At 46.9% G+C, this 16478-nt stretch carries 20 protein-coding genes and 1 pseudogene; 19 read left to right on the top strand and 2 right to left on the bottom strand.

All coding sequences use genetic code 11. The features are described from left to right. Nucleotide 1 precedes the first annotated feature (1 nt). The 19 genes and pseudogenes from trmJ to EYR25_RS15065 all read left to right on the top strand — a co-directional run bounded on the left by trmJ (nucleotide 2) and on the right by EYR25_RS15065 (nucleotide 13793). Nucleotides 2-727 (top strand): tRNA (cytosine(32)/uridine(32)-2'-O)-methyltransferase TrmJ, encoded by a 726-nt coding sequence (trmJ, locus tag EYR25_RS15155; RefSeq protein ID WP_133181140.1) that lies wholly within the window; start codon nucleotides 2-4, stop codon nucleotides 725-727. 45 nt (nucleotides 728-772) lie between these two features. Next, a complete protein-coding gene (cysE, locus tag EYR25_RS15150; protein ID WP_011626050.1) occupies nucleotides 773-1594 on the top strand; it encodes a serine O-acetyltransferase in 822 nt (273 codons plus the stop codon). Between the two features lie 351 nt (nucleotides 1595-1945). Then, nucleotides 1946-2407: a Fe-S cluster assembly transcriptional regulator IscR gene (gene iscR, locus EYR25_RS15145; RefSeq protein ID WP_006081858.1), complete on the top strand. Its 462-nt coding sequence runs from the start codon at nucleotides 1946-1948 to the stop codon at nucleotides 2405-2407. A 78-nt stretch (nucleotides 2408-2485) separates the two neighbouring features. After that, on the top strand, nucleotides 2486-3700 hold the full coding sequence (locus EYR25_RS15140) for an IscS subfamily cysteine desulfurase (protein ID WP_133181138.1): 1215 nt from the start codon (nucleotides 2486-2488) through the stop codon (nucleotides 3698-3700). 37 nt (nucleotides 3701-3737) lie between these two features. Continuing rightward, nucleotides 3738-4121: a Fe-S cluster assembly scaffold IscU gene (gene iscU / locus EYR25_RS15135; RefSeq protein ID WP_011072277.1), complete on the top strand. Its 384-nt coding sequence runs from the start codon at nucleotides 3738-3740 to the stop codon at nucleotides 4119-4121. 14 nt (nucleotides 4122-4135) lie between these two features. After that, entirely contained in the window at nucleotides 4136-4459 is a 324-nt protein-coding gene (gene iscA / locus EYR25_RS15130; protein WP_011072278.1) for an iron-sulfur cluster assembly protein IscA, read from the top strand. Nucleotides 4460-4474: 15 nt separating this feature from the next. Further along, on the top strand, nucleotides 4475-4999 hold the full coding sequence (gene hscB, locus EYR25_RS15125; RefSeq protein WP_023265642.1) for a co-chaperone HscB: 525 nt from the start codon (nucleotides 4475-4477) through the stop codon (nucleotides 4997-4999). Between the two features lie 67 nt (nucleotides 5000-5066). Then, the gene (hscA, locus tag EYR25_RS15120; RefSeq protein WP_133181136.1) at nucleotides 5067-6929 is read left to right on the top strand and encodes a Fe-S protein assembly chaperone HscA; all 1863 of its coding nucleotides are present in this window, start codon (nucleotides 5067-5069) and stop codon (nucleotides 6927-6929) included. Between the two features lie 8 nt (nucleotides 6930-6937). Next, nucleotides 6938-7273, top strand: coding sequence for an ISC system 2Fe-2S type ferredoxin (gene fdx / locus EYR25_RS15115; RefSeq protein ID WP_011622515.1), 336 nt, complete (start codon nucleotides 6938-6940; stop codon nucleotides 7271-7273). A gap of 155 nt (nucleotides 7274-7428) precedes the next feature. Beyond that, nucleotides 7429-8328: a 30S ribosomal protein S6--L-glutamate ligase gene (rimK, locus tag EYR25_RS15110; protein WP_011622516.1), complete on the top strand. Its 900-nt coding sequence runs from the start codon at nucleotides 7429-7431 to the stop codon at nucleotides 8326-8328. A gap of 67 nt (nucleotides 8329-8395) precedes the next feature. After that, on the top strand, nucleotides 8396-8593 hold the full coding sequence (gene iscX / locus EYR25_RS15105; protein WP_011622517.1) for a Fe-S cluster assembly protein IscX: 198 nt from the start codon (nucleotides 8396-8398) through the stop codon (nucleotides 8591-8593). Nucleotides 8594-8798: 205 nt separating this feature from the next. Continuing rightward, nucleotides 8799-8966, top strand: a complete 168-nt coding sequence (locus tag EYR25_RS15100) for a hypothetical protein (protein ID WP_039977210.1) — start codon at nucleotides 8799-8801, stop codon at nucleotides 8964-8966. A 224-nt stretch (nucleotides 8967-9190) separates the two neighbouring features. Further along, nucleotides 9191-9622, top strand: a complete 432-nt coding sequence (gene ndk / locus EYR25_RS15095) for a nucleoside-diphosphate kinase (protein WP_011072285.1) — start codon at nucleotides 9191-9193, stop codon at nucleotides 9620-9622. Between the two features lie 492 nt (nucleotides 9623-10114). After that, nucleotides 10115-10795: a response regulator transcription factor SsoR gene (locus EYR25_RS15090; protein ID WP_133181134.1), complete on the top strand. Its 681-nt coding sequence runs from the start codon at nucleotides 10115-10117 to the stop codon at nucleotides 10793-10795. Nucleotides 10796-10974: 179 nt separating this feature from the next. Further along, nucleotides 10975-12102, top strand: a complete 1128-nt coding sequence (locus tag EYR25_RS15085) for a M14 family metallopeptidase (RefSeq protein ID WP_011716955.1) — start codon at nucleotides 10975-10977, stop codon at nucleotides 12100-12102. Nucleotides 12103-12110: 8 nt separating this feature from the next. Then, nucleotides 12111-12428: a hypothetical protein gene (locus EYR25_RS15080; protein WP_039977219.1), complete on the top strand. Its 318-nt coding sequence runs from the start codon at nucleotides 12111-12113 to the stop codon at nucleotides 12426-12428. Beyond that, on the top strand, nucleotides 12425-12706 hold the full coding sequence (locus EYR25_RS15075; RefSeq protein WP_011716957.1) for a YeaC family protein: 282 nt from the start codon (nucleotides 12425-12427) through the stop codon (nucleotides 12704-12706). Before EYR25_RS15080 ends, EYR25_RS15075 begins: the two co-directional genes overlap by 4 nt. Nucleotides 12707-12876: 170 nt before the next feature. After that, a pseudogene (locus EYR25_RS15070) lies at nucleotides 12877-13052 on the top strand (transposase); the annotation flags it as partial. Between the two features lie 297 nt (nucleotides 13053-13349). Next, on the top strand, nucleotides 13350-13793 hold the full coding sequence (locus EYR25_RS15065) for an Hsp20 family protein (protein ID WP_011622519.1): 444 nt from the start codon (nucleotides 13350-13352) through the stop codon (nucleotides 13791-13793). Between the two features lie 134 nt (nucleotides 13794-13927). On the opposite strand, the gene ilvN is transcribed toward EYR25_RS15065, so the two are convergent. Together ilvN and EYR25_RS15055 are read right to left on the bottom strand one after the other, a co-directional pair. After that, complete coding sequence (gene ilvN / locus EYR25_RS15060) at nucleotides 13928-14422, bottom strand: acetolactate synthase small subunit (protein WP_011622520.1); 495 nt, start codon at nucleotides 14420-14422, stop codon at nucleotides 13928-13930. Continuing rightward, entirely contained in the window at nucleotides 14422-16140 is a 1719-nt protein-coding gene (locus tag EYR25_RS15055; RefSeq protein ID WP_133181132.1) for an acetolactate synthase 3 large subunit, read from the bottom strand. Before EYR25_RS15055 ends, ilvN begins: the two co-directional genes overlap by 1 nt. Between the last annotated feature and the right edge of the window lie 338 nt (nucleotides 16141-16478).

Below are 16478 nucleotides of genomic sequence, written 5' to 3'. Positions count from 1 at the left end.
CATGCTAAGTAATATTCGTGTGATTTTAGTGGGGACATCGCACCCAGGCAATATTGGCTCGACCGCCAGAGCGATGAAGACCATGGGGTTATCGACCCTGTATCTTGCCGAACCAAGATGTGAAGTGGATGGTCAATCCATCGCCTTAGCCGCCGGTGCATCGGACATCTTAAAGCATTTGGTGAAAGTGGATTCCTTAGAGGAAGCTATCGCCGATTGCAGTTTAGTGATTGCCACCAGTGCCCGCAGTCGTACCTTAGATTGGCCAATGCTCGAACCCCGTGAAGCGGGTCAAAAGTTGGTTACAGAAAGCTTAACAGGGCCTGTCGCCATTGTCTTTGGCCGTGAAAATCATGGTTTGACCAATGAAGAATTACAGCAATGTACTTACCATGTGGCTATTCCTGCTAACCCTGAATACAGCTCATTGAATTTAGCACAAGCAGTGCAGATCATTTGTTATGAGACGCGTGTGGCACACTTAGCGCAAACAGCGGCGCCGCAAGCGGAGGAAGAATATCCGCTTTCTGCCGATCTTGAGCGTTTCTTTGTGCACTTAGAAAGTACCTTATCATCGACAGGTTTTATTATTAAAAACCATCCCGGCCAAGTGATGACTAAGCTACGTCGTCTGTTTAGCCGTGCACGTATCGAAAGCCAAGAAATGAACATTCTTCGAGGCATTTTAACCTCGATCGATAAAGTGGTGGGTAACAAACAAAAATAGCCAAAGTACATTTGGCAAATAACGCTAATCGCGAAGGATTGAAGCATGGGTGTGATAGCTAGGCTAAAAGAAGACATTGAATCTATATATCACCGTGATCCCGCGGCGCGCAGCGCCTTTGAGATCTTGGTCAACTATCCTGGCATGCACGCCATTTGGCTGCACCGGATAAGCCATAAATTATGGAAGCGTGATTGGCGCTTAATGGCCCGTTGTTTATCGACTTTTTCGCGCTGGCTGACGGGAGTGGAGATCCATCCGGGTGCCACCATTGGCGATCGTTTCTTTATCGACCATGGTATGGGCGTGGTGATCGGCGAAACCGCCGAGATTGGCGATGATTGTACTTTGTATCACGGCGTGACACTTGGCGGCACCACCTGGCAGGCGGGTAAACGCCATCCCACACTGGGCAATAACGTGGTCGTGGGCGCAGGGGCTAAGATTTTAGGTCCTATCACTATGCATGATGGGGCGCGTGTCGGCTCTAACTCTGTGGTGGTGAAAGATGTGCCTAAGGATACGACTGTGGTCGGGATCCCTGGGCGCGTGGTGGCCACTCCTTCGCCACAATCGAAAGAGAAGTCTGAGCGTCGCAGCGCCATGGCCAAGAAATATGGTTTCGATGCGTATGCTGTGTCTCCTGACAATCCGGATCCTGTCGCGAACGCTATCGGGCAAATGCTGGACCATATGCATTTAATGGATTCAAAAGTGCAGGAATTGTGTCAAGCCATTCAGCGCTTAGGTGGTGATGTCTGCACCGAAAGATTGCCAGAGCTGAATGTGGGTGAGTTTAACGACGCGGAAAAAGCCGCCGCCGATAAACGCCAGAGTGCGCTCGACGAGTTTGATCCCAGCATTTAATTAAGGTGTTTTGCGCAGTGGCATGTTGATGTTAATCCACATGCTTCTGCCACCGATGATTGCCATTCAATTTTCTCTGTGGTTACGCGGTTTTTAAACAGAGTGGACCTAGGTGGTTAGCTTTCATTCCAAGAGAGTGCGTTAGATCCCGATATGGGGGCGATTAGGACGATTAATTGCCCCTTTAGCATTGAATCTTAGGGCAGAAAAAGGTTAAATACCCCACCAAGATGAAAGGGTATTGGTTCGCTGCACGCTTATATACTTGAGTGTTTTACTAGGTTTTATACTTGACTGATTTACTCAGGTATGTTGAAATAACCCCATACCTGTTTGGGAGCTATGGTAGTTATGAAACTTACATCTAAAGGTCGTTATGCAGTAACCGCAATGCTCGATGTGGCCATCCACTCGGCTTCGGGACCGGTTCCCTTAGCGGATATCTCTGAAAGGCAAGGGATTTCGCTTTCCTATCTGGAACAACTCTTCGCAAAGTTACGCAAACATGGCCTAGTGGCCAGTGTCCGTGGTCCAGGTGGTGGTTATCGCTTAGGCCTCGAAGCTAATGATATTTCTGTTGGCATGGTGGTCCATGCCGTGGACGAGTCTGTCGATGCGACTCGTTGTCAAGGATTAGGCAATTGCCAGAGTGGAACTCGCTGCTTAACGCACTCGCTCTGGGGCGATTTAAGCAAACAAATTTCAGATTTTTTAGATGGTATCAGTCTTGCTGGCTTAATGCAGAAACGAGATGTGCAGTTTATCTCGCTTAAGCAAGACACTATGCAAAAGGAGCAAAGAGTCAGCTTATAGGCTTTTTGTTATACGATAAAAATTATTTTTGTACGTTGTATGTAGCCTCGGCAGAGACTGCTAAGTACGGAGTGTGTTATGAAGCTTCCTATCTATTTAGATTATGCCGCCACCACGCCAGTTGATCCGCGAGTCGTGGAAAAAATGTTCCAATACATGACGATGGATGGCATCTTCGGTAACCCAGCATCACGTTCTCACCGTTATGGCTGGCAAGCGGAAGAAGCGGTGGATGTGGCGCGCAGCCAAGTTGCTGATCTGATCAATGCTGATCACCGTGAAATCGTGTTTACCTCAGGTGCAACCGAATCAAACAATCTGGCGATCAAAGGCGTAGCGCACTTCTACAATAAGAAAGGCAAGCACATCATCACCAGCAAGACTGAACATAAAGCGGTACTCGATACCTGCCGTCAGCTTGAGCGTGAAGGCTTTGAAGTCACTTACTTAGAGCCAGATGCTAACGGTATCATTCCGATGGAACGTTTAGAAGCGGCGATGCGCGACGACACGATTCTTGTCAGCATCATGCATGTGAATAACGAAATCGGTGTGATCCATGATGTGGATGCTATCGGCGAGTTATGCCGTTCAAAAGGCATTATCTTCCATATGGATGCTGCACAAAGCGCGGGTAAATTACCTATCGATGTACAAACCACTAAGGTCGATCTGATCTCTATTTCTGGCCACAAAATGTATGGTCCAAAAGGGATTGGTGCTCTGTACGTTCGCCGTAAACCTCGCATTCGTTTGGAAGCGCAAATGCACGGCGGTGGCCATGAACGTGGTATGCGTAGTGGCACATTGCCAACTCACCAAATCGTCGGTTTAGGTGAAGCGGCTGCAATCGCAAAAGCTGAAATGGCAACAGACAACGCCCGTATCGCTAAGCTGCGTGATAAGTTATGGAATGGCATCAAGCACATTGAAGAAACCTATGTGAACGGCGACATGACTCACCGTGTGAGCGGTAGCCTAAACGTCAGCTTCAACTATGTTGAAGGTGAGTCGCTGATGATGGCATTAAAAGATTTAGCGGTTTCATCGGGTTCTGCCTGTACTTCAGCCAGTCTCGAGCCAAGTTACGTGTTACGTGCGCTCGGTTTAAATGATGAAATGGCGCATAGCTCAATTCGTTTCTCAATCGGTCGTTTTACCACCGAAGAAGAAATCGACCACGCTATCGAAGTTATTACTCAATCTATTGATAAATTAAGAGAAATGTCTCCACTGTGGGAGATGTTCAAAGATGGCATTGACCTGAATCAGGTCCAGTGGGCTCATCATTAATTCGACCATTTACAATAGATAATTTTGGAGCAGTACCATGGCTTACAGTGAAAAAGTGATAGATCATTATGAGAACCCACGTAACGTTGGTTCTTTCGACAAGAACGATCCTTCGGTCGTAACCGGTATGGTGGGAGCACCTGCCTGTGGTGACGTGATGAAGTTACAGCTGAAAATCGGCGCAGACGGCATCATCGAAGACGCTAAGTTCAAAACCTACGGTTGTGGCAGCGCGATTGCGTCTAGCTCACTGGTAACCGAGTGGGTTAAAGGCAAGACTATCGAGCAAGCGGCGGCAATCAAAAACACCGATATCGCAGAAGAATTAGCCTTGCCACCGGTGAAAATCCACTGTTCCATTTTGGCAGAAGATGCCATTAAAGCGGCGATTGACGAGTACAAATCGAAACAAGCTAAGTAACATCTGGAGTTAAGATGGCGATTACAATGACCCCAGCGGCAACTGAGCGTGTCAGATCTTTCTTAGCGAATCGAGGCAAGGGCATCGGCCTGCGCCTCGGCTTAAAGACCTCTGGCTGTTCCGGTATGGCTTATGTGCTTGAGTTTGTTGATGCGCTGAATGATGACGATGAAGTGTATGATATTGATGGTGTTAAAATCATTATCGATGCGAAAAGCTTCATCTATCTACAGGGCATTGAGTTGGATTTTGTTAAAGAAGGCCTGAACGAAGGTTTCCAATTTAACAATCCTAACGCAAAAGGTGAGTGCGGTTGCGGTGAGAGTTTCACTGTTTAATTGCCGAATTGACGCATGAATTATTTCGAGCTGTTTAAGTTTTCCCCTGCCTTCGATATTGATACCGCTGTGCTTGCAGAACGCTACCGCGAACTGCAACGGGCGGTGCATCCCGATAAGTTTGCCAACGATACCGAGCAACAACGCTTATTGTCGGTGCAACGCACTGCGCAAGTAAATGACGGTTATCAAACCCTAAAAGATCCTATCCGCCGTGCCGAGCATATGCTGTCGCTACGTGGTATCGATTTAAGCCACGAAACCACCACAGTGAAAGACACTGCATTTTTAATGCAGCAGATGGAATGGCGTGAGGCGTTAGAAGACATTCGCGATAGCGCCGATCCTCAAGAAAGCATTGATGAGTTATACGACTCTTTCGCGGCCTACCGGACAAAGCTGACGAAATTGCTCACCGCCCAGCTAAGCAGTGGCAGCGAAGAAGATGCCTTGTTAGCGGCAGATCAAGTACGCAAGCTTAAATTTATGGCAAAATTACACGATGAGCTGACGCGTATCGAAGACGCGCTGCTCGATTAATTTTCCCTATTGCAGTTATTTAGCCGATTCAGACGGGTCTGAGTCGGCGCTACTAAGTTGGATACATATGGCCCTTTTGCAGATTGCTGAGCCCGGACAAAGCGCCGCGCCGCACCAACATAGACTTGCCGTTGGCATCGATTTAGGTACCACTAATTCCCTCGTGGCCGCCGTCCGCAGCGGCGTAACGGCGACCTTACCCGATGAAAATGGCCAGCATTCTTTACCTTCTATCGTTCGTTATACCCAAGATGGCATTGAAGTGGGTCAAGTCGCGGCGTTAAGTTCAGCGCAGGATCCGAAAAACACTATCGTATCGGTCAAGCGCTTTATGGGCCGCAGCCTCACGGATATTCAATCTGGTGAGCAAGCGTTCCCATATCAGTTTGAAGCCAGTGAAAACGGTTTACCGCTATTTGTCACGCCTCAAGGGCAAGTGAATCCGGTGCAAGTGTCAGCGGAAATTTTACGTCCTCTGGTTGAACGCGCCGAGAAAACCCTCGGTGGCGAGCTGCAGGGAGTCGTCATCACAGTGCCAGCGTATTTCGATGATGCGCAGCGTCAAGGGACTAAAGATGCCGCGTCTTTGCTTGGTGTGAAAGTATTGCGCCTGCTCAACGAGCCTACCGCGGCGGCAATCGCCTATGGGTTAGACTCAAAGCAAGAAGGCGTGATCGCTATTTACGATCTCGGCGGCGGAACCTTTGATATCTCTATTCTGCGTTTAAATCGTGGCGTCTTTGAAGTGCTGGCCACAGGCGGTGATTCTGCGCTGGGTGGCGATGACTTTGACCATCTGTTGCAGGCTCATATGCAGCAAGTGTGGCAATTAACTAATATCGATTCGCAGCTCAGCCGTCAGTTATTGATTGAAGCGCGCCGTGTGAAAGAAGCCTTAACCGATGCGAGTGAAGTCGAAGCGTGCCTAACACTTGCCGACGGCACAGTGCTCAAACAATTGGTGACCAAAGCTGAATTTGATGGCTTAATCAGCGCATTAGTGAAGAAAACCATCGCCAGCTGTCGTCGCACCCTACGTGATGCGGGCGTAACGGCTGATGAAGTGTTAGAAACTGTGATGGTGGGTGGTTCCACCCGCGTGCCGTTAGTGCGTGAACAGGTTGAAGCCTTTTTCGGTAAGGCGCCATTAACTTCTATCGATCCTGATCGTGTTGTCGCCATTGGTGCGGCGATTCAGGCCGATATTCTGGTCGGGAACAAACCCGAGTCTGAATTATTACTGCTCGATGTGATCCCTTTGTCATTAGGGATTGAAACCATGGGCGGTTTAGTGGAGAAAGTTGTTTCTCGTAACACCACGATCCCAGTCGCCCGCGCCCAAGAGTTTACTACCTTTAAGGATGGTCAAACGGCGATGGCCTTCCATGTGGTTCAGGGCGAGCGGGAGTTAGTCGATGATTGTCGCTCACTTGCACGCTTTACGCTTAAAGGTATTCCGCCGTTAGCGGCGGGCGCAGCTCATATTCGTGTGACCTTCCAAGTCGATGCCGATGGTCTGCTCAGCGTCACCGCAATGGAGAAATCCACTGGCGTGCAATCGAGCATTCAGGTCAAGCCTTCGTTTGGTTTATCGGATACCGAAATCGCGACTATGCTCAAGGACTCGATGAAGCATGCGAAGGAAGACATTAGTCGTCGTATGCTGGCCGAGCAGCAAGTCGAGGCGGCGAGGGTACTTGAGTCGTTAAATGCGGCGCTTGCAAAAGATGGCGACTTGCTGACAAGCGATGAGCGTCAGCAGATTGATGCAGTTATGGCGCAGCTTGCCGAAATTGCCCGTGGTGATGATGCCGATGCGATTAAGCAAGCGATTGAAGTCCTTGATGAACATACTCAGGATTTCGCCGCGAAGCGTATGGACAATTCTATTCGAGTGGCCTTTAAGGGTCAGTCAATTGACAACATATAGGTGATGTGATGCCCCAGTTAGTCTTTCTTCCCCATGCTGAGTTATGTCCCGATGGCGCAGTGTTGGAAGCCAAAGTAGGTGAAACGATTCTCGATGTGGCGCTGCGTAACGGCATCAATATCGAGCATGCCTGTGAAAAATCCTGTGCCTGCACCACATGCCACTGCATCGTGCGTGAGGGCTTTGATGAGCTAGAGCCAAGCGATGAGCTTGAAGATGATATGCTCGACAAGGCATGGGGACTAGAGCCTGAGAGCCGTTTGTCTTGTCAAGCCAAAGTTGTCGATAGCGATCTGGTGATTGAAATTCCGAAGTACACTGTGAATATGGTGAGCGAAGGTTAATCAACCCGATGCGATAATATCGTCAAAAACCAGTCCATGTGACTGGTTTTTGGCTTCTGGCGCCCAGCATTTGCGCAAGCAATAATTGCCATGATTGATTTATCCTAATCCGAGCGTATGATGCGCTCAAAATGAAATGGTTGTCGGAGACCAAAATGAGAATCGCGATCCTATCGCAAGGGCCTGAGCTATATTCCACAAAGCGACTCGTTGAGGCTGCGACATTACGTGGTCACGAAGTCAAAGTGATCAACCCGCTCGAATGCTATATGAACATCAATATGCGCCAGTCGAGCATTCATATTGGTGGGGAAGAGTTACCGCCTTTTGATGCGGTTATTCCGCGTATTGGTGCTTCTATTACTTTTTATGGCTCTGCGGTTCTGCGCCAGTTTGAAATGATGGGCGTGTATGCGCTCAATGATTCGGTCGGCATTTCTCGCTCCCGCGATAAACTACGTTCGATGCAGTTGATGTCACGCCGTGGTATCGGTTTGCCAATTACTGGCTTTGCCAATAAGCCGAGTGATATTCCTGATCTTATCGACATGGTGGGCGGTGCGCCGTTAGTGATCAAATTGCTTGAGGGCACGCAGGGCATTGGGGTGGTGTTAGCCGAAACCCGCAAGGCGGCAGAAAGCGTGATTGAAGCTTTTATGGGATTAAAAGCCAATATCATGGTGCAGGAATACATTAAAGAAGCCAATGGCGCCGACATTCGCTGCTTTGTGCTGGGCGATAAAGTGATTGCGGCGATGAAACGCCAAGCCATGCCTGGGGAGTTTCGTTCAAACTTACATCGGGGCGGCACTGCAAGTTTAGTCAAACTCACACCAGAAGAGCGCTCTGTCGCAATTCGTGCGGCCAAAACCATGGGACTCAATGTCGCAGGTGTGGATTTACTGCGCTCAAATCATGGCCCGGTGGTGATGGAAGTGAACTCTTCGCCCGGCCTTGAAGGGATAGAAGGGGCAACCGCAAAAGATGTTGCCGGTGCCATTATTGAGTTTGTTGAAAAGAACGCCCTCAAGGCAAAAAAGCCCACACAAGCGTAGAGTTAAGCCGCGATTAGGCTACACTCAGGAAAGGAACGTTTAGCTACAATGGCACAAGGGGGAGAGGATGTCGTTAAAATGGATTGATTCACTAGATATCGCCTTAGAATTGCTAGAAAAGCATTCCGAGGTTGATCCCCACAAGCTGCATTTTACTCAGTTATACGAGTGGGTGTTGGCTCTTGATGATTTTGATGACGATCCTAAGCATTGCAATGAGCGGATATTGGAAGCCATTCAGCAATGCTGGATTGAAGAGAAATAGCTCAAGTTGCAAGGTTCTGTTGTGTCAACTTGTCCACGTAAAAGCTGTTTTATGTGATTTGCGTCTCGTTTATTTTGCTTCGGAATGGGATTTTTGTGGGAGTTTGATCAGTATCAAATTCATTTTTATTGAATAACGTACCTTGTAACGTATCGGTTAAGTTGTTAACCGCTTAATGTTATTCTCGCAACGCAAGGATGTTCACATGAAACTTTTGTTTGCTATGTTATTTACACTGTTACCCGCGTTGGCATGGGCTCATCCTGGTCATGGCGGTATCGGTTTGTTCCACCACTTACTCGATTTAGCGCCTGCAATCATTTTAGTTGCATTGATTGCGTGGGCGGGTATGTGGGCAAAAAATAAGAAATAAACTTCTAATTTGAGGTTGTGGTCAAAAGATCGCCTCAATCTATTTTGGATTAACGCCAGTTGCCTTTAGTGGTGACTGGCGTTTTTTGTGCGATCAATCTGGTTACAATTTCAGCCAATGTGCGCAATATCTCTGACTTAATAGCTTTAAAGATAGGATTTGTTATTTAAATTTCGTATAATCCGCGCGAATTTTTTCAAACTTGCTGACAAAGGAAGCTTGTTATGGCGATCGAACGCACATTTTCTATCATTAAGCCTGATGCTGTTGCTAAAAACCACATCGGTGCAATCTACAACCGTTTTGAAACTGCTGGTCTGAAGATCGTTGCAGCTAAAATGTTACACCTGACTAAAGAACAAGCTGAAGGTTTCTATGCTGAGCATAGCGAGCGTGGCTTCTTTGGTGCTCTGGTTGCTTTCATGACTTCTGGCCCAATCATGGTCCAAGTATTAGAAGGCGAAAACGCTGTTTTAGCTCACCGTGAAATTTTAGGTGCAACTAACCCAGCTCAAGCGGCTCCTGGTACTATCCGTGCTGATTTCGCTCAAAGCATCGACGAAAACGCAGCTCACGGTTCTGATTCTTTAGCATCTGCAGAACGTGAAATTGCTTACTTCTTCAGTGCTGAAGAACTGTGTCCACGTACTCGTTAATCTGAGTGTGAGACTTTAGAAGGGAGCCTTAGGGCTCCTTTTTTATTGGCATTCGAAAACCACCTCCTATGCAGATATTGACCGTCCATGTGGCCTTTGCCCGAAGAATGCCTATGCTAAATACAGCCTTGGTTTGTTACCAGAAAATGAAGAAGTAATACCAATCACATTAAATATCTAATCAGTTCAGAGCCTTACAGGGATCTCAATCCAAGGCGTATTGACGAAGAAATGGTGATTCCCTTTTAAGTCAATGTAACACGGGAGTGAGATGCCTGTAAGGCTCCCGCTGAATGAACAGATATTTAATACGATTGGTATAAATAGCATCAACAGATACGAGTCTTCACCGCACGTATTTTACCGTTGTCACTGTACTGCCAACTTGATCACAATTAAGTAAAAACTGATTTTTATTCATCTTCTAATGCTAGAGACATATTTTTAGTTATGGTAACATAAATGATATTGATTCTCGTTTGGTGTTTAGGGATGAGTAAAATACTGTTAGTCGATGATGATCCATTATTCAGAGTTTGGTTAACTGAGGCACTGAAAACACAGGGGCATGAAGTTGAATGCGCTGTAAATGGCGTGGATGGACTGAAACGTATCCGTAGCTTTGTACCCGACATTATTATGCTTGACCTTGTGATGCCTCAAATGGATGGTTTTTCGGTATTAGAGGCAAGGGAGTGTATGACGCCTACCATGATGTTATCCGCCTGCGATAATGAAGAAGACAGGATCAGAAGCTACGAACTTGGTGCTGATGATTTTATAACGAAACCCTTTAGTATTAAAGAGTTATTGGTACGTTTGAATGCATTGGAGCGCCGATTAGTTCCACGCTCGAAAGAACAAATGGCAATTGACCAGGCCACAGTTTTGCCCGTCAAATTTGACGAGACGACCTATAGGATCACTATTGGCAAAAATGCCGTGGACCTCACCCAAACCGAGTTTAGGTTGTTTAAATATTTGTTCGAGCGTAAGGGGCAAGTGATCACTAAGCAAGAGCTGCAAAAATCTGTATTGCAGAAGGACTTAGGCCGTTTCGATCGTAACTTGGATATGCATATCAGTAATACAAGGCGCAAACTGGCGAATACCCGTTTACCGCGGACATTAATCAATACGGTACGTGGTCAAGGATACAGTTTTTCCGCTTGATGAGTTGTGAGAGGCTAACAACTAGGCACTGATGGATTACAGCGCGACTGCTTGCTTCTTAGGCAATTTTAGTCGCTTTCATTTTCCCCTGATACGGATTTGGTTTATTCTAACGGGCATTATAGTCGATGCGCATTCAGCATCATTACCCTCACATGAATAACCAAGTAGGAATCATTATGCGGATCAGTGCCAATTTTGATGGCGGAAATATCCAAGTCATTAATCTTGATAATAAAGACGATATTCAACTGGCAATCCGTCCCGATGCGGGCGGTGAATTTTATCAATGGTTCAACTTCCGATTTGAAGGTGAGGTGGGTAATCAATACACCTTAAATATCATCAATGCTGGCACCGCTTCCTATCCTAAGGGCTGGCAAGATTACCATGCGGTCGCCAGTTACGATCGCCAGCATTGGTTCCGCGTGCCAACCCAATATATCGATGGCAAACTGAGCATTCAGTTAGCGCTTGATTGTGATGCGATTCAAATCGCCTACTTTGCGCCGTACAGCTATGAGCGTCACTTAGATCTTCTCAGCAACGCACAATTGCATCCCGATGTTAATCTTGAGCATTTAGGTCTGACCTTAGATGGCCGCGATATCACCCTGATGAAAGTGGGCGATGGTAATCCTGATAAACGCAATATTTGGATCACTGCAAGGCAACATCCCGGTGAAACCATGGCGGAATGGTTAGTCGAAGGCTTAGTAAATCGTTTGCTGGATAACGATTGTCCAACGGCAAAAGCGCTGCTCGATAAAGCGAACTTCTACATAGTGCCAAACATGAACCCGGATGGCAGCGTAAGAGGCCATCTGCGTACCAATGCGATTGGGGTTAACCTTAACCGTGAATGGCAAACCCCGAGCTTAGAAAGAAGCCCAGAGGTTTACCATGTAGTGCATAAAATGCAGCAGACGGGCGTGGATTTATTTTACGATGTTCATGGCGATGAAGGCCTGCCCTATGTATTCCTCGCGGGTTGTGAGGGTGTGCCTGCTTACAATGAGCGATTGGCACAGTTGCAAGCTGATTTTAGTCAGGCATTAACCTTGGCCAGTGCCGATTTCCAAACCGAGTTTGGTTACGCTAAGGACGAGCCTGGTCAAGCCAACTTGACCGTGGCCTCTAATTGGGTAGCGCAAACCTTCGATTGCTTATCGAACACTTTAGAAATGCCTTTTAAAGACAACAACAACCTGCAGGATCCGTTTGTAGGTTGGTCACCAGAGCGCAGTATTTATTTAGGCGAAGCGTCATTGATTGCCATGCTCGCCGTGGTTGATAAGTTAAGATAGGTGCGACTATGGCATTAATCGAATGTCCAATCTGCCGTAAACGGATGTCGAGCAAAGCACCAGCTTGCCCGCATTGTGAGGCAAAAACCAATGGTGACAATAGCTCGCTCGCACGGATCAGTCATATCCAAAAATCCAGCAGCTTAATGAACCAAAGCTTTGTCGCAATGACGCTATTCATTGCGGGTGTGGTGATTTGGTTTTGGGGCGGAGAGCCTGCCGAGGGCTTGCGCGCAACCATTGGCGCCATCTGTTTTGTCTTTGGTTTTGTGGGCTATTTAATTACCCGCGTTAGAATCGTATTACATAAGCGAAAGAGTGTATGACCGACATTAATCAAGTAATCGACCAAATGCCCGAAGAAGTCTATGAAAGGCTGCGTAGCGCCGCTGAATTAGGCAAATGGGAAGATGGCACAGTATTGACCGAAGCCCAGCGTGAATCGACTCTTCAAGTGGTGATGCTCTATCAGGCGCGCCGCTTAGACCAAACTGAGCATTTCACTATTGCTGCCGGTGGAAAATTAAATGAGCTGTCAAAGGCGGAGTTGAAGAAACAATTCCGTGGCGAGTCCATTGCCGAGTTTAAAGCTGACGAATTGTAATTGCTGAGTCGGTCCTTAATGCTCAACTGAAAGCGCCTTCGGGCGCTTTTTATTGGCATACTAAAATCACCTCCTCTGGAGGTGGTGATCGTTCATGTGTGGCTTTGCCCTTAGAATGCCATGCTAAATACAGCCTTTATTTGTTACCAGCAAATAAAGGAGTAAATAGCATGAGCAGATATGAGCCTTCATCACACGTATTTTACCGTTGTCATTATCACCTAGTGAGGACACCGAAGTAGAGATACAAGATTCTTAAAGGAAACTTGGGTAAGGAGCTTTATCGAAGTATTTATGTTTATGCAATATGAAGAAATGTAGGGTGGTAGAAATGAATCTGCAAATAGTCTAGAAAGTCGTTTCAAAGCCATCTGCTATGCGGGTGAATTCTTAATGGCTAGATTAACCATTGGAATCGTGTTAGCTGTGCTTGTAACTTACTATTTTTATTTGTTTTTAAAAAATTTTAAATTTCTTCCTTGAAATACGATTTCCCATCCTTATATCTATTGCAGGATCGCTCAATGAGGATCCCAATCGATTCTGTGCCATCAGGACAGAAGTTAATTTAGGCGAGACAAATGCGTTTTCAATTGAAAAACTTTTGCCAATTTCCCATATTGCTTAAGACAAGGATATGAATATGCGTACTTATGATTTAACTCCTCTTTACCGAAGTGCTATTGGTTTTGATCGTTTAGCCCAAATGGCAGAACATGCTGCTGCGAATAATGGCAACTCAGGTTATCCTCCATATAACATTGAACTCCTTGGCGAAAATCGTTATCGCATTACTATGGCCGTGGCCGGGTTCTCGATGGAAGAGCTTGAGATCAGTAGCGAAGGTGAGAAATTACTGGTGAAAGGCAATAAGGCCGAAAGCCAAACCGAGCGTAAATACCTATACCAAGGTATTGCCGAGCGCGGGTTTGAACGCACCTTCCAACTGGCGGATTATGTGACCGTATTAGGTGCCAGTTTAGAGAATGGTTTATTGAACATTGATTTAGTGCGTGAGATCCCTGAAGCGTTAAAACCACGCAAGATTGAAATCACCACCTCGCGCCTATTAGATGGTCAATCCTAATCCAGTATAGCGCGGATAAAGAAGGGGAGCTTAATGCTCCCCTTATTGTTCTCCCACCAATTAAAATCCCAAGCTGGCTATTTCAAAACATTGCGATTGCAACCTCGCATGCGTTGATGGGTATTTCATCGCTATTATGCTCTCATCGCTTTTTCGCCGCGGGCAAGACCCACTACGCCCGAGCGAGACACTTCTACCACTTTGGTCACTTCACCCATGGAGTGAATAAAGGCATCGAGTTTTTCGGTCGTGCCCACCAATTGAATGGTGTAGAGATTGGCGGTGACATCGACAATCTGCCCACGGAAGATATCGGCGGTGCGCTTAATTTCTTCCCGTAATTCCCCTTGGGCGCGGACTTTTACCAGTGCCAATTCACGCTCAATATAAGCCGATTCGGTGACATTCGACACCTTGAGCACATCGACTAACTTGTGCAGTTGTTTCTCGATTTGCTCTAGCACCTTTTCGTCGGCCACCACGGTAATATTGAGGCGCGATAAGGTGTTATCATCGGTTGGTGCCACAGTTAAACTTTCGATGTTGTAACCGCGTTGGGAAAACAGGCCGACAACACGGGATAGGGCGCCGGATTGGTTTTCGAGTAATACAGATATAATTCGACGCATTAGCATTTCTCCGTTTTGCTTAACCACATTTCATTCATCGCGCCGCCGCGGATAAGCATGGGATACACGTGCTCAGTCTCATCCACCATAATGTCGATAAATACCAGTCTGTCTTTCATGGCGAGGGCTTCGGCCATTTTAGACTCGAGCTCAGCGGGATCGCTAATCGTCATGCCAACATGGCCATAGGCTTCGGCAATTTTGGCAAAGTTGGGTACCGAATCCATATAGGAATGGGAATGGCGACCCGAGTAAATCATATCCTGCCACTGTTTCACCATGCCAAGGAAGCGGTTGTTTAAGTTGATAATTTTAACCGGCGTATCGTATTGCAGAGCGGTTGAAAGCTCTTGAATATTCATCTGGATCGAGCCATCGCCCGTGACGCACACAACGGTTTCGTCAGGCATTGCCATTTTGACTCCCATGGCAGCGGGTAGACCAAAGCCCATGGTGCCAAGGCCGCCGGAGTTAATCCAATGACGAGGTTTATCAAAGGGATAATAGAGCGCGGCAAACATTTGATGCTGGCCCACATCCGAGGCGACATAGGCCTCACCATTAGTGAGTTTGTAAAGGGTTTCAATCACTTGCTGTGGTTTGATCCGATTGCTTTCCTTATCGTATGCCAAGCAGTTGCGGTTACGCCACACAGTGATTTCTTGCCACCATTGATTAATTGCCTCGCTATCGTTGCTCTCCTTCGATTCCTCCAGCAGGGCTAACATGCTGTCCAGTACGATGTCTGCCGAGCCAACGATGGGGATATCCACTCGTACGGTTTTTGAAATCGATGAAGGGTCGATGTCGATATGCAAAATAGTGGCATTAGGGCAGTATTTCTCGATGTTGTTGGTGGTTCTGTCATCGAAACGCACGCCAATCCCGAAGATAAGATCGCAGTTATGCATGGTCATGTTGGCTTCATAGCGACCGTGCATCCCCAGCATGCCTAAACTGTTTTTATGGGTGCCAGGGAAGGCGCCAAGGCCCATCAAGGTGCTGACAACAGGGATATTTAACTTTTCCGCTAGGGTTAAGATCTGCTTTTCACTGCTCGAGATAATGGCGCCGCCACCCACATAAAGCACGGGTTTTTTCGCCGCCAGTAATGCCTGTAATCCTCGGCGAATTTGGCCTTTATGGCCCGATGTCGTCGGATTATAGGAGCGCATTTTAATGCTCTCGGGATAAATATAGTCGTGCAGCAATGCAGGATTGAGGCAATCCTTTGGCAAGTCGACAACGACGGGGCCGGGGCGGCCCGTGGAGGCAATATAAAAGGCTTTTTTAATGATCTCAGGTATTTGAGTAGGATCTTGTACTAAAAAGCTGTGTTTAACAACTGGGCGCGAAATCCCAATCATGTCGCATTCTTGGAAGGCATCATTACCGATAAGACTGCTAGGTACTTGGCCCGAGAGTACTACTAATGGAATCGAATCCATATAGGCGGTGGCGATGCCGGTAATGGCATTGGTGGCACCTGGGCCTGAGGTCACCAGTACCACGCCGACTTTACCCGTGGCACGGGCATAACCATCGGCCATATGCACGGCGGCTTGTTCGTGGCGAACAAGAACATGTTCAATACCGGGGATAAGGTGTAGGGCGTCGTAGATATCTAACACTGAGCCGCCAGGATAACCAAATATGTGCTTTACACCTTCATCGATAAGGGATCGCACAATCATGCTGGCGCCGGATAACTTCTCCATGTGAAACTCCTATTGCATAGTACCGTTACGGTAAACAGTATCTTGTTACAGCGACGGTAATCGCTCTAAAAATAAGCCTGAAGGGTAATTCAGACTCCGATTGCTGAGCTTGAAACCACCGATTTCAAGCGCTCATCCCTTTGGATGCAGCAACTGTTGCAATGAACAGAATTTCATCATATTCAAAAAAGAGCACATTTCAAGGCTTTTATGTAAAAAATAACCAACTTGAAACAATTTCATGTTTAGACGCGATAAACGCTTATCAAACGGGAGCTTTTGTTTGTGAAGATTCTATTTAATTACTTTAATTAGAATGGGTTAGCTGATTTATAATG

The sequence above is a fragment of the Shewanella decolorationis genome (assembly GCF_004354305.1).
GTDB lineage: Bacteria > Pseudomonadota > Gammaproteobacteria > Enterobacterales > Shewanellaceae > Shewanella > Shewanella decolorationis.
Note: the sequence above shows the minus strand (reverse complement) of the source record. Positions and strands in the feature narration are given on the sequence as shown.

What these genes read in the sequence shown, in the direction of transcription:
- EYR25_RS15065 (WP_011622519.1), top strand. Translation starts at nt 13,350, where the DNA reads ATGCGTACTTATGATTTAACTCCTCTTTACCGAAGTGCTATTGGTTTT.
- hscA (WP_133181136.1), top strand. Translation starts at nt 5,067, where the DNA reads ATGGCCCTTTTGCAGATTGCTGAGCCCGGACAAAGCGCCGCGCCGCAC.
- EYR25_RS15075 (WP_011716957.1), top strand. Translation starts at nt 12,425, where the DNA reads ATGACCGACATTAATCAAGTAATCGACCAAATGCCCGAAGAAGTCTAT.
- hscB (WP_023265642.1), top strand. Translation starts at nt 4,475, where the DNA reads ATGAATTATTTCGAGCTGTTTAAGTTTTCCCCTGCCTTCGATATTGAT.
- iscA (WP_011072278.1), top strand. Translation starts at nt 4,136, where the DNA reads ATGGCGATTACAATGACCCCAGCGGCAACTGAGCGTGTCAGATCTTTC.
- rimK (WP_011622516.1), top strand. Translation starts at nt 7,429, where the DNA reads ATGAGAATCGCGATCCTATCGCAAGGGCCTGAGCTATATTCCACAAAG.
- EYR25_RS15085 (WP_011716955.1), top strand. Translation starts at nt 10,975, where the DNA reads ATGCGGATCAGTGCCAATTTTGATGGCGGAAATATCCAAGTCATTAAT.
- iscU (WP_011072277.1), top strand. Translation starts at nt 3,738, where the DNA reads ATGGCTTACAGTGAAAAAGTGATAGATCATTATGAGAACCCACGTAAC.
- trmJ (WP_133181140.1), top strand. Translation starts at nt 2, where the DNA reads ATGCTAAGTAATATTCGTGTGATTTTAGTGGGGACATCGCACCCAGGC.
- fdx (WP_011622515.1), top strand. Translation starts at nt 6,938, where the DNA reads ATGCCCCAGTTAGTCTTTCTTCCCCATGCTGAGTTATGTCCCGATGGC.
- EYR25_RS15080 (WP_039977219.1), top strand. Translation starts at nt 12,111, where the DNA reads ATGGCATTAATCGAATGTCCAATCTGCCGTAAACGGATGTCGAGCAAA.
- ndk (WP_011072285.1), top strand. Translation starts at nt 9,191, where the DNA reads ATGGCGATCGAACGCACATTTTCTATCATTAAGCCTGATGCTGTTGCT.
- iscR (WP_006081858.1), top strand. Translation starts at nt 1,946, where the DNA reads ATGAAACTTACATCTAAAGGTCGTTATGCAGTAACCGCAATGCTCGAT.
- EYR25_RS15140 (WP_133181138.1), top strand. Translation starts at nt 2,486, where the DNA reads ATGAAGCTTCCTATCTATTTAGATTATGCCGCCACCACGCCAGTTGAT.
- cysE (WP_011626050.1), top strand. Translation starts at nt 773, where the DNA reads ATGGGTGTGATAGCTAGGCTAAAAGAAGACATTGAATCTATATATCAC.
- iscX (WP_011622517.1), top strand. Translation starts at nt 8,396, where the DNA reads ATGTCGTTAAAATGGATTGATTCACTAGATATCGCCTTAGAATTGCTA.
- EYR25_RS15090 (WP_133181134.1), top strand. Translation starts at nt 10,115, where the DNA reads ATGAGTAAAATACTGTTAGTCGATGATGATCCATTATTCAGAGTTTGG.
- EYR25_RS15055 (WP_133181132.1), bottom strand. Translation starts at nt 16,140, where the DNA reads ATGGAGAAGTTATCCGGCGCCAGCATGATTGTGCGATCCCTTATCGAT.
- ilvN (WP_011622520.1), bottom strand. Translation starts at nt 14,422, where the DNA reads ATGCGTCGAATTATATCTGTATTACTCGAAAACCAATCCGGCGCCCTA.
- EYR25_RS15100 (WP_039977210.1), top strand. Translation starts at nt 8,799, where the DNA reads ATGAAACTTTTGTTTGCTATGTTATTTACACTGTTACCCGCGTTGGCA.